Annotated in this window: 14 protein-coding genes and 1 pseudogene; 8 read left to right on the forward strand and 7 right to left on the reverse strand. The window is 36.5% G+C overall.

The window, feature by feature from the left end:
* Positions 1–25 precede the first annotated feature (25 nt).
* From Q0K96_RS13880 to Q0K96_RS13905, 6 genes and pseudogenes are all read right to left on the reverse strand, one after another.
* Entirely contained in the window at positions 26–1,270 is a 1,245-nt protein-coding gene (locus Q0K96_RS13880) for a relaxase/mobilization nuclease domain-containing protein (protein ID WP_297334581.1), read from the reverse strand.
* The gene (locus Q0K96_RS13885; RefSeq protein ID WP_297334582.1) at positions 1,258–1,647 is read right to left on the reverse strand and encodes a plasmid mobilization relaxosome protein MobC; all 390 of its coding nucleotides are present in this window, start codon (positions 1,645–1,647) and stop codon (positions 1,258–1,260) included. The genes Q0K96_RS13880 and Q0K96_RS13885 overlap by 13 nt, the downstream gene beginning before the upstream one ends.
* 270 nt (positions 1,648–1,917) lie before the next feature.
* Positions 1,918–2,986, reverse strand: a pseudogene (locus tag Q0K96_RS13890) (DUF932 domain-containing protein).
* Positions 2,987–3,556: 570 nt separating this feature from the next.
* The gene (locus Q0K96_RS13895; protein WP_297334583.1) at positions 3,557–3,958 is read right to left on the reverse strand and encodes a hypothetical protein; all 402 of its coding nucleotides are present in this window, start codon (positions 3,956–3,958) and stop codon (positions 3,557–3,559) included.
* Positions 3,958–4,428 carry a hypothetical protein gene (locus tag Q0K96_RS13900; protein WP_297334584.1) on the reverse strand — a complete coding sequence of 157 codons (471 nt, stop codon included), beginning with the start codon at positions 4,426–4,428 and terminating at the stop codon, positions 3,958–3,960. The genes Q0K96_RS13895 and Q0K96_RS13900 overlap by 1 nt, the downstream gene beginning before the upstream one ends.
* Positions 4,429–4,753: 325 nt before the next feature.
* Positions 4,754–5,122: a helix-turn-helix transcriptional regulator gene (locus Q0K96_RS13905; protein WP_297334585.1), complete on the reverse strand. Its 369-nt coding sequence runs from the start codon at positions 5,120–5,122 to the stop codon at positions 4,754–4,756.
* Between the two features lie 170 nt (positions 5,123–5,292).
* Between Q0K96_RS13905 and Q0K96_RS13910 the strand changes: the two genes are divergently transcribed.
* From Q0K96_RS13910 to Q0K96_RS13920, 3 genes are read left to right on the forward strand one after another with little or no spacing between them, the layout of a single operon-like run.
* Positions 5,293–6,171 carry a hypothetical protein gene (locus tag Q0K96_RS13910; protein ID WP_297334586.1) on the forward strand — a complete coding sequence of 293 codons (879 nt, stop codon included), beginning with the start codon at positions 5,293–5,295 and terminating at the stop codon, positions 6,169–6,171.
* Between the two features lie 7 nt (positions 6,172–6,178).
* Entirely contained in the window at positions 6,179–6,559 is a 381-nt protein-coding gene (locus Q0K96_RS13915; RefSeq protein WP_297334587.1) for a hypothetical protein, read from the forward strand.
* 7 nt (positions 6,560–6,566) lie between these two features.
* Positions 6,567–6,938: a hypothetical protein gene (locus Q0K96_RS13920; RefSeq protein ID WP_297334588.1), complete on the forward strand. Its 372-nt coding sequence runs from the start codon at positions 6,567–6,569 to the stop codon at positions 6,936–6,938.
* Between the two features lie 7 nt (positions 6,939–6,945).
* On the opposite strand, the gene Q0K96_RS13925 is transcribed toward Q0K96_RS13920, so the two are convergent.
* The gene (locus Q0K96_RS13925) at positions 6,946–7,548 is read right to left on the reverse strand and encodes a hypothetical protein (RefSeq protein ID WP_297334589.1); all 603 of its coding nucleotides are present in this window, start codon (positions 7,546–7,548) and stop codon (positions 6,946–6,948) included.
* A gap of 163 nt (positions 7,549–7,711) precedes the next feature.
* Here Q0K96_RS13925 and Q0K96_RS13930 point away from each other — a divergent pair, with 163 nt between their 5' ends.
* The 5 genes from Q0K96_RS13930 to Q0K96_RS13950 form a co-directional block, all read left to right on the forward strand.
* Positions 7,712–7,969 carry a DNA-binding protein gene (locus Q0K96_RS13930; RefSeq protein ID WP_297334590.1) on the forward strand — a complete coding sequence of 86 codons (258 nt, stop codon included), beginning with the start codon at positions 7,712–7,714 and terminating at the stop codon, positions 7,967–7,969.
* 6 nt (positions 7,970–7,975) lie between these two features.
* Entirely contained in the window at positions 7,976–8,257 is a 282-nt protein-coding gene (locus tag Q0K96_RS13935) for a hypothetical protein (protein ID WP_297334591.1), read from the forward strand.
* Between the two features lie 157 nt (positions 8,258–8,414).
* Positions 8,415–9,062, forward strand: a complete 648-nt coding sequence (locus Q0K96_RS13940; RefSeq protein WP_297334592.1) for a hypothetical protein — start codon at positions 8,415–8,417, stop codon at positions 9,060–9,062.
* The gene (locus Q0K96_RS13945) at positions 9,062–11,218 is read left to right on the forward strand and encodes a hypothetical protein (RefSeq protein WP_297334593.1); all 2,157 of its coding nucleotides are present in this window, start codon (positions 9,062–9,064) and stop codon (positions 11,216–11,218) included. The genes Q0K96_RS13940 and Q0K96_RS13945 overlap by 1 nt, the downstream gene beginning before the upstream one ends.
* A 4-nt stretch (positions 11,219–11,222) precedes the next feature.
* A partial coding sequence (locus Q0K96_RS13950) for a hypothetical protein (RefSeq protein ID WP_297334594.1) occupies positions 11,223–11,962 on the forward strand: 740 nt, incomplete at its 3' end.

An 11,962-nucleotide genomic window follows, 5' to 3' on the forward strand; every position in this document is an offset into this window, starting at 1 on the left:
AACTATTTTTTAATCGAATATCAAGTTACAACTTCCTCCTTCTCTTTTTTTTTAGATGTAGTAGATTCTTCGACAAATAATCCAAATTATCCTCCACCTTCATAAACACTTCCAGAAAATCAGCCATTCCTTTTATACTCATTGAAGCACCGTGTTCTTGTAAAACATCAGCTAATTCTTTTCGAGAGTAAGTAATTTCCTGTCCAACCTTCTCTTGACTCAATAAGCACCTATCCTGCAATCCCTTAGCACTATACTCCTTACCTATACTACTCCCATTAAAAACAATTTTGGTCTTGTGGTCAACAAAGGTCACACCGTATATTAATCCTTCAGCATTCTGCCGCAGGACCGTATCAATCCCTTCCTTTTGTAGTTGCCTTACAAATTGAGACAAGATGATTATATTGTTCTTTAGGAAAACTGTGTCAATAGTATTCTTGATTCGTGTCTTATCTGTCTGCCTCTTAATTTCATTGTCTACAAATTTCTTCTCCAGATTCTTCAGTGTGGGCTTGTCGTAAAACCTGCTGGCCTTAATTGGAACACCGACACGATTTCCTTTTTCATCAAGTGCATGATATAGCAATCCCTTATGCTTTGTTACCCTTGAATTTTCTGTTCCTTTATCAGCTTCAATATTGTACAGCTTCAGCACAGCATTAAGTTCCGGCAGGCTTGTGTATTTATAGTTATTTACTACAAAGTTCAGGACGTTCTCAATTCCTTTTTTGGTTTCTGCCTTGCCATATTGTACTCTTGCCGAGACTGGCTCTGGCCTGTACTCCCTTTTCTTTTGGTTGTCAGCTTTTACAAGATTGAAAGCCTGCTCAATTTCCTTGCGTGCCGGTTCCGACCTGTCCTTGCCTATATTGTGCATGGCAATGCGCTTTCCATTTTCCTGAACATTAATGGTTGTGATATGTAAATGAGGATGCCCCGCATCATTATGTTGGTAGATTAAATATGGTTGATTCCCAAAACCAATCTTATTCATGTAACTCTCTGCTATCTCCAATAGTTTTTCCTTTGGCAAACTCGCCTCGCTCGGGTCAAAGTTCAGGGAGATATGTACCGTTTTCCGGTTCACATCCCCATTCAGCTTGCATTGCTTTTCAAGGCGGTTAAGCTTCATCGCATAGGTCAGCCTGTCGGCATCCACAGGATAATTCACCTGCCCAATACATTCGGCTTTTCCTTCCTTTACTTTGTTCTCATTGTAGTTGAGCATCGCCCTGATGGAATGCCCGGTCTTGATTATTGCAACCATTTTTCAGCCAGCTTTTGGAGTTGTTCTTTTACCTCATTAATCTTGGAGAACATTGCTTTCCTTTGGCTGTCAAAAAGCAAAAGCAATCCTTTTATGTCGGCAGCCTGTGAAGCGGCATTTACCTTCCTGACCAGCTGGTTAAAATTGCTGCCTATAGTATTCAGCTCATGGTTCAAATGGCTGATTTGCGTGATAGCTTCATCGGATGAAGCGTCCCTTGTGATTGTAGTGATCGGCTTGCTGAAAAGGCAGTGCCTCACATAGTCGTTTATACTGCGGCAGGTAGTGTTTTTGCAGCGGCTTTCAAGGGTAATAAATTCCTTGTCGGTAAGGCGCACATAAATACGCCTTTTACGGTTGTTGTTCTCAGTCTCCATACTATCCTCTTCATTGGTTCAACAGCTTTAAGGCATAGCAGTGTCCCCCGCCCACGACTCCGGAGTATGGGCGGCAAGATGCCGTTGTCCGACAACGGGACATCTTGCCATTGCCGCAGACAAGGCAATCGCCCGCAGCCTTTTCTATGCTTCGAACTAATGTAATGCGGTTTAGATGATAAAAACAATCATAGGTAAATTTTGACTATGGCAACAAAAGTAAAGGCAGGTTAAAGTACCTGCCCTGTTTAAAATTGGTATAATCCTGTATCAGTTTAATAGGAATATCCCGCTGTCAATCTTGGCAAAGCCGTTGCACAATTCAAATGCTTTTTGCGCCCTTGTCTGTGCTGTACCTCCCATTACAATGGATTGCAATTTGGCTTCTTCGTCTTTGTAGTTCCTCACGTTTTGGTAGTAGCCAGTCACAGCATTATAAGCTCCAAACAAAGTGCCTTTTGTGGTGTCCATTTGCTGGGTATCATTTACCATTGCATAGGCAAAAGCATCTTCCACCATGTTTTTGAATGCTGTCGACAATTCGTCTTCTGCACCCTTCTTTAAAAGGTCATACGTTTCTCTGTTGGGGCATAACGCGAGCTGTATCAGTTTCTGTACTTCATCATCTTTCACTCTTATGGTTGCCCACTCGTTAAAGATGTTTTCTAACTGGCTGCTCAGGGTGTTTGCCAGCCCCATAACTTTGTGCGCATTCTCCAGGCGTTGCTTTGCTCCTGAAGTGTGTTTAATGCGTACCACGTTGGTAATATTCTTTAACGAGGCGTTGAGCGTATTCTGGCACACAATGCGTACAGGTGTAAAAGCTCCCGTAATACTTCCGCTGCCATCGTGCGAGGTGGTGAGGAAGATATATTTTTCGGTAACATCATCGCCATTGCCCACACGTATATAATCAGGCAGTTTAGCAGTAATAAAAATGCGTTCGCCATTTCCTAATGCCCCTGCTGTCTCGTATAGGATTCCATCCTCACCGCCTACGATAGCATCAAAAAAAGCAAATGCATCACGGTTTTGTACAATGTGGTAATCTTTACCTACTACACCTAAAACGGTATTGTTATCGCTTCGCACATTGGCAAAATAATTTGGTACTGTGAGAGGCTCACCAGTATTTAAATCTGTGGAAGCTTGTACAGTTTCCACACAGTTAGTAAACAGCTGAGATTTTACCACTTCATAATCCAGTCCCGCATGCTGGATTGCTTCTGCGCTTGTTGGGTAGTCGGTTACTACCTGACCTAAATTGTGCCATGCCTTTTTTTACGCTGAAGAAAGAATAACGGCCTGTCCTTTCGTTGAAATTCAGATTGTGTCCCATGATTTCTAAGATTTTAAAAAGTTATGTAAAACGAATTCATCACTTTTCTTTTTAAGCCGTCAGCCTGCATAAAACACATTAGTTTTCCACAAAGAAAAAACGGAAAAAAAGAAAGCAGATAAACCGTGCTGGCGCAGCGGGAAACAAAAGGAAACGGAATAAGTCCCGCCAGGGTGGCGAGGAACGAGCCATTATGCCGTAGTCTTTTGGTTTGCCAGCGTGAGCTGCGCCTGCAATAACTTAGCTGCCTTTTTTGACGTTTTCGTAAATGGAAAACAATCAGCAGAAAATATTAGAATCTTTAGGATATAGGAATATCAGGAAAGTGCATGCCTAAAGGGGCATGCTCTTGAAATAATGCAAAAACAAATCCTGACGGTGCGCCGGAAGGTTTTGCTTAAACAAATAATTTAAAAGCTAAAACATGTTACAATACAGCTAACGAATTTGCAGCTTGCGGAAAGCAGAGCTTTTAGGGGCAACTTTATGCAAACGCAAATTCTTATCCTATTGCTAATGACATTTTACTAACTCCCCCGCTTTTAGTAAGATGCTGTTAGCGGTCATGTGTTATTCGTCAATCTTTATTTCCTTAATAATATAATCAGAAAAACTTGAGGATTGGAACCAAAATACGATCTTAAACTCTTCCCAATCAACTGTTTGTTTATTATCAGGGTGCTCAGTTTTAGTAGAATATTTAAAAATAAAAGATTTAGTCTCCTGTGGTGCAATAACAATATTATATGAAAGTTGAGATATGTATGTTTTATCTTTTTCTATATCTATAACAACTTCTCCTAAATTTTCGACAGGTTCATATCTAATAGGCTCATTCCATCCAAGACCAGTTGTTTGTCTTTTTTCTATTATTGGATGTAGAAGAAACAAACGTACTAAATCAAGTTCTTTAGTGTCTTTATTGGTTATCGTAAACTTTATGTGAGAGTCTTGTCTGCCATTAAAACTCACTATTGGTTTTTTTTTTCTTCTTCAGACTTTATTTGAGAAAATGACTCTGCAAGTCCTAAATACAATTCCTGAGCTTTTTTCTTGGCATTTTCGTCAGTGAAAATACCATCTTTCATTCCTTGATAAACAGCACATATTCCCGATCTTTTATTAACATAAGCTTCATAAAACTCCTGAGATACTTTAATTTTTCCTGCCCCACTTTTATTAACAATGTCATTTAAAGTACTATTTAGTTCGCCATTAGCTTTTGCGTCTCCATTGATTGCTGCTAGATCAGATTTTACAGCGGCTTCAAGTTTTGTGGCAATTTCTAACATAGTTTTGCTATCGTATCCTTCTGAAACTTCCATCCAATTAAGTCGCTCTAATGGACAACCTTTAGACCAGCCTAATTGTTTTAATGTTTTAGATGTTCCACATCCAAACATAAGGAAGGACAAAGCTAAAATGTAAATGGTTCTTTTCATGTAATTATTTGTTTAGTTAATATTTTTTCTTTCAAATTATCCCAAACATTTATATCTCTGCATTCGAGTGAATTCTAAACACAAAGTTTTAAGCTATTCATGTAATACAAGTTTCCAAGTGATATGCAGTTTGCCCGTATTCTTATCAGAAAAATTCTGCCTATCAATTGTGGATTCTTTAATTCCCTTTTCGAATCATAAATAAATTCACGAGCAAATAAACAAGTTTTTATCACTTTCGCTTAATTATATTCCTTTATTAATGTTCAGAGGCACAATTTAAGACCACCTTTGGCAATCTTCATATTAGCCAAAATAAACAAGTTTAATGCTTATTGTTAACTAACTTCTCCAAATACGCTACTTTGTCTTTTTCTGCTTGCAACAACCTTTCATAAAGTTCTACAACTTTTTCAATAGGATTAAAGTTGTTTTGAATTGAGTTGTCGTGGAAGTTATTTATGTTATTAAATATTGCCTCTTCAGTAAAATTCTTAATAGCTTCAGCAGTAACTCCTAATGCAGTGGCTATGTCTTGAAGTTTTTTGTCTTCTATATTTTCACTATTCTCAATACTTGAAACAGCCTGTTGGCTTATACCGAGCGCAGTTGCTAATGCTTCCTGTTTCATCCCGCGCAGTTCACGTATGCGGCTAATCTTTCTTCCTATGTGATTTTTTGTTGCTGTGCTCATAATTCAAAGATATTGAAAATTCTGTAAGGTTTTTATTAGTTGGTAAAACACAAGCAGTTGCTGGTAAACTACAACGGGCTGTGGTTCGGTACATTACCATAACTTCATTACTTGCTGTGTAATAGCAAAAATAAGCTTTTCCACCAATGTATAATTAAAAATTTATAGTTATGTCAGAGCAAGTTATAAAAAATGAAGAAGATTTCAATGAAGACAAAGGGCTTCAGTTTATCAAAAAGTTCCTTTTGGACAATATGGATTTATCCGGGCTCTACTGTTTCGGAATCCATCACAAAAACAAAATGTACAGCAACGCATTGAGCGGTGAAGTGAAAACAAAGCAGCATACGCATTACTATCTGTTGGCTTATAGCATAGACAATAAAGCCAATGCAGTTGCCGATCTCAGCGATATCATCAGGAAAAAAAGCAAGGGGCAGTACACTGTTACCCTATTTATACATTTGGCTACAACCGTTCGCCAGCTCAGCCCCGACAAAAGCTACTTCTTTTACCATGCCATGACTAAAGGGATAAACCTGTATGAGCATGAAAGAGTACCGCCCTGCATACCTTTTAAAGAAGAGCCGCAACGAAACGTAGCTTACATAAAAGCGTACTGGCGTAACCGTAACCGGGTGTCAGAAGTATTTCTTGAATCACAAGGAATGGTTGACGGCATGGACACGGAACCAATACAGGAAGCCATGATGCAGGTTGCTATGGAAAATATTGTCCTCGCACTCATTGATACTTTCCTTGGCTACCGCCCAATACATTTCCATCTTGGCTACCTCTTTGATATTTGCAACTTGTTCTGCTCTTTAGCCTGTGACATCTTTCCGAGGAATACAGAAGAGGAACTAAAACTGTTTGAGTTGCTGTCCAAGCACATCAGCAAACTTAGGAGCGCGCATCTTGGTGCTATGGACTTTCTTCATACCGAACTGTTGCAACGCAGGTGTCGATTATTTCAGGAGAAAGCTACCGTTCTCATTGAAGAAGAGATTGGGAGGCTTGAACGGTTGAATAAGGCACACAAACAATAACTTAAAAATGAAAACGATGGAAACAAATGAAAATAAAAGTACTGATGGTGACGAGAGTATAAACAATGCTTTACGTCAGACAGGGCTTCCTACCTACATGCTGACAGACAGGGACAGTTACATTTGCAATCTTCATTTCGACCACTACTTTGACTTATTTGTGGTGATAGAAGATCTTATTGAAATTTCACTGCATACCCTCTATAACTCCGAATCAGAAAACAGCGGGTTTGTCAGGCATCCTACACGGCACCTTGTAAGTGTACTAGAATTGGTAAAACAACTACTGCCAGGAGATACCGGCCAGACTCTACAGGAACTTAATGATTACCTCAATGCAAAGAAGGAAGACTTAGCTGCAAAATCAGAATCTGATAACAATAAATAAGATAATTATGGAAATGAATATATCACAGGACTTGGGAGCTTTTGCTGCACTGCTGGCCAAAGCCACCGAATTTAACATGCTGCAGCCACATCCGCGCTTAGAAAAGTACCATAAGGCTGAATTGCTCTTCCACGGCTACCACGACTTAATGCTTACAGTTATAGATATTATACGGGTATGTGCCTCCGCCCTCGATGCTTTAGAGGATGTCCCGGATTCACCTACATCAGCATCCGCGAGGAGTATCAGTGATGTATTAGCAATAGCATTAAAGCTCGTGCCTCTTGAAGAAATACAAATTCTGGACAAATGCCATCAACTGCATTTGAAACTTAAAGCAATTAAACCTGAAGATCCTGATAATCCAAATTCAAAATAGTAAAGCATTAAGTAGGTAATCCAAGCTTCTCTTTAAGTTGAAAATCATATAGTGCATATTCATCATTTAAGCTAATCTCTCCCTTAAGCAATGCTTCATCTTTTCGTAATTCCCAATAAGAGTTATAGAAGCCACTCTTAAGCCATAACAGAATCTTTTGGGTATTGCTTTCAAAAGTATGATCGACCTTTTCAACATAAAAATGCTTGGAGTTAACCTTGGCATTCACAAATGGCAATTCTATCTTTTCACCAACCCGGGGCAGATGTTTAAGGTCATCGACAGCAAACTGTCCGTAAATCTTATAGTTATTCAGATAGAAAGTAATCTCTGTTTTGCCAAAGTCAAGGCTGAGATTTGTTTCGGGGTTAAATATTTTGTCATACATTTCAAGGAGAAGCTTCCGTAGGTGTGCCGTTTTTAATCCGGTTCCTGCTTCCACTTCTTTTAGTGTGGGGTAAGCCAGGTCATAGTCATTGTAATAATCTTTTGCGGTAAGGAAGGCGACTATAGCTTTATATTCCGGTTCAGGAAACAATGTCTTTAACTGACATTGAATAGCAAGCAGGTCTACCAGTATATGCTTTGGTGATGGTGTATGTTCTAACATGTTTTTTGTTCTAAAAATACTAAAATCTAATGCATTGAAAACAGAAGTGTTTGATGGGTAAATTATGACTATGATAATTTCATCTAAGTAGTGTAATTTTATTTTATTCACTTTGCTGAAAGCAAAAATTGAAAGAAAGTCGAATTACAGATGAAGAGGAATTATGAGCGAGCAAGTAACAAAAGACGACTTAAGGCAGTTCAGCCTTATGATTATCGATGAAATCCGAAAACTAAAACCTGAAATCAAAAAAGACGATGATGTAGAGTGGCTAAAAAGCCGTGCAGCAAAAAAATTACTCTCTATGTCAGCAGGCTCTTTGCAGAATTTGAGGATTGCCGGGCAGGTCAGATTTAAAAAAGTGCTGGGGTCCTATTACTACAACAAGGCTGACCTAATGAAATTATTTACTGGAAATTGATGGATCATGAAAACAAAGGCTATTCATAACCATCTTTCCAAACTGGAAAAAGATGCCAGGCTGAATGTCTGGCATTTCGCTCTCGTGACGGCTATACTAACATTGGCCGCTACACAGAAACAATCAAAAATTATTAATGTAAGTCGAAGAAAACTGATGGCGCTGTCGCATATTAAAACACTTCCTTCCTATCATAAGTACTTAAAAGAACTTCAGGAATTGGGGATTATTAAATACACCCCTTCATATCATCCCGGGTATAAAAGTGAGGTGGAGTTATTGGTATAAAATTATAAGCTAAACAACATTACTACTGATATACGGAAGTATATTATATATATGTATATTGTTATAGAGAACGACCAGATCCTCATATTTACTGGAAACCCGTAAATTTTCTTATTAAATAATTGTATATCTTAGCCTTAAAGCTAATACAGTTTGAATGGAGGACTATTTTAAAAAATTCCGCGATCGTTTACGTATTATGATCATCCTATATATCTTCTGCGAACCGTTAGAAAATAAAACCTCTGGAAAATATGGGGTATTTCGTAGCGAGATAAAGATCCAAGCACTAGATTTCCTCTTGCGTTATCCTGATTTTCTTTCCATGGAATTAATGGATCTACTAGACAATAATACATTAATTGACAAAGGCGAGATTGCAAAAATAATTAAACTAATTTACTCAGATAATGAACCTGTGTTGCGTGTTGAGGAAATGGAAAAGTTTTTTCATGGAGCTTATGAAAGTATTGATGATGTAATAGCATATCTCGTTAGTGTGGGCTTAATCACCCATGAAAGCAAAAAGCGATCTGATCGAAAAACTTATGATAAAATATATTTTATAACTACTGAAGGCTCTGATAAGATATTGCACTTTCTCAATGATATTCCGGCAGTAAGATGGTATTATGATCGTTGTATATTGATAAAAAAATATTTTGCCAGCTTTTCAGGGACGGAGTTGAAATCTAGACAATATAGATATGCCGAATATAGTAATATCTCTTATCGTAGCCATATCCAAAATATAAATAGTAAGGTTAAATCAGCATATTTACTAAGATTTAATACATCATTGTAATGGAGAATAGACAAATTAATTATAAAGAATTCGTTAGGTACGTGCATGACCATTTTTCAGACACCACTACTTTAGAAGAAGTGGAAGATATTCTTCATTTAGAGGATGATTACAATAAGGATAGCCCGAATTCGCTAGGCAAGTCATTAGTTATTGATAGATTAATATTTAAGGGAGAAAAGAAAACAGGGGAAATTTTTATGTTCGATCAACCTGTTCAACGCGGGATCAATATTTGGATCGCAGACAATCATAAAGGGAAATCTACGATTTTCAAAGTGATAAAGTTTGCTTTAACCGGTTCTGATAGTATTAAAAAAGATATAAAACATTGGATCACAGAAATATTTCTTCAATTTAGCATTGGCAAAGTTGTTTATACATGCTACATTAACAGGACAGGTAGAGACAGAGGTGGTGTCTATAGATTTTCAATCGATAAATTTATTGAATTAAGAGAAAATCAAAAGCTTGATGATGTCAAAAAGGAAATTGAATTTGAATTCAACAACAGAAATCAATTTGAAGAGAAAATACAGGACTTTTTTTTCGAGCAGTTTTCTTTTTATACTCTTAAATACACTCAAAAAAACAGTGCAAAAGATTCTTTTGAGATGAACACTTCAAATCTCAGCTGGACTACATACTTTAAATCTATTTATTTAGAATCTAATAATTACGAATACCTGTTCTTCGAAAATGAAAAATATGGAGCGCAAGGGAAAAAAATATTTGAAATGATTTTAGGTCTACCCTTAACATATCCCATTAATATGTTGAACATACAAATGGATCGAGTGTTAGAGGCAATAGGGAAAAAAAAGCTGTTTGATAAAAACAAACTTGAGTTTACTAAGAGCACTAAAGTTCAGTTGGAAAAAAGACTATCTGTAGTTCAATTAGAGCAAAAAGCCCTACAAGAAGGGCAAAAAATTGAATTTAATGAGCGCCCATTGATAGAGGAATACAACAAACTCTCGCAGAAAGTTAATGAGACAAGAAAACAACAACGGATTATTACAGATACTTATCAGGCAGTAAAAAACGATTTGGTTGCTCTTGAAACGGAAGTACAAAGTTTAGAGAGTGATAAAGGTAAAGTCTTGTTAGAAATAACAAAACTTAAAAAACGTGAGCTTAATATCGACATCTACCGGCAATCAGAAAGCTTTTTTACAAATCTTGAAATTAAGACTTGCCCACACTGTGAAAAAAAAGTAAGTGAAGAAAAAAAGAAAATCGAAATTGAAGATCGTATCTGTAGTTTATGTGGAGAAGAATCTAAAGATCAGAAGATAGACCCTGAAGAAATTAATGAGAAGGCAAAACTTTTAAAAGATGAGAGAATTAAGCACGAAGAGAAATTAGAACAAATTGAAACCACACTTAGAAAGCTTGATGGGGAAATAAAAAGAATGCGAAAAAAATATACTGATGAATATGCAAAATTTGCTATACTCCCGTCAGTAGAAACTGATAGCCGCAGATTAACAGCAATAGAAAATGAAATTGAAACAATAGGTAAACAAAGAACAAAATTTGCTGATCTTATAAGCAAAAAAGAAAGTTTTATTAAGGAAGAGGCAATAATACTATTTCAGCTTAACGAAATTAGTAAGCAAGAGTTGCAAATAGATTCAACTGAAATGAAAAGGTTAAATTTGAAACGGGACGTTTTGGACTATGCCTTGCAGGGGTTGGAAAAAAAACGCATACAACTAAATAAAGATATTCTTAATAAACTACAGGAGTTGATTATAAATGAAATTCATGCTTTTGGCCTTAATAGTATAAATAACTTAGAAATTTCAGACAAATATGAATTAGTATTTATACAGCATGGTGTACCAGTGAGTTTTTCAGATCTTACCGAGGGAGAGAAATTAAGAGTTAAGCTCGCATTTTATTTAAGCTTAATTCAGTTAGATATTGAACATAATTTGGGGAGACATCCACGTTTTTTAATATTTGATTCTCCAGGAAGTGAAGAGATGGTGCCTAAGCATTTGCAAGGATTGTCGGACATATTCAAAAGTATTAATGATAGATTTAAGGATCAATTGCAAATATTTGTAGGTTCTGCTCTACGGGATTTTTCAAACATAACAGATAAAGAAAAGACATTTATCAAAAAAGAGGATGAATTTGTTTTCTAAGATTATGGATAAAAATGTACTTCACAGCCGGGACTTCTCAAAAATCCTTTATTTGGATAACTTTTATAATGAGGTGGATGTGGAAAATGAAGATGGCTCTTCCATATTCTCCTTTTTAAAAGAGATGATTGATACTTCTAATAATACTTATATAAAAAGAACATCCTGTAAGATTATATGTGAATTGACAGCAGTTGGTATAATAAGAAATAGTTACTCATCACTAGGTGTTTTACTTGATTTTCTCTTGAGTGACACTAATTCACTAGTTAATATAGCGTTGAAGCAATTGCCTTTTTTTGTTGAATTTTTGACGGAAGATATAGAGAAGAGGCTCGTTGAGCTTACTGACAATGATGATGATGGGGATATATCAAGCCAGGCATATTTTTTTTTAGGCATTAAAACGTTCTTATTTAGCAGTTCTAAGGATGATTTGACCGGATTTATTAGTGCAATCACAGAAGCCGAAAAATATTTTTTAGCAGCTGAAAACGTAACAGAAAATAGAGATGACACATCATTCTACATTTTTTTAATTCAATTGACAAGAGCATGGTTTACTAATGATTATTCTGCGGTCTCAGAAAAAACCTTTAAGTTGTACCAAAACTTAAAAGTTAGGGCTTTGTATGAAATGAACGATACTGGTTTGGAAGTTGATTATCTCATTTTTCAAATGTTTGAACTTTTAAATACAAAGCATAGGATTGCAAGTAAGTCACAGGAATGGTTAAACGTACA

It is taken from the genome of Flavobacterium sp. (genome assembly GCF_024305175.1).
Classification (GTDB): domain Bacteria; phylum Bacteroidota; class Bacteroidia; order Flavobacteriales; family Flavobacteriaceae; genus Flavobacterium.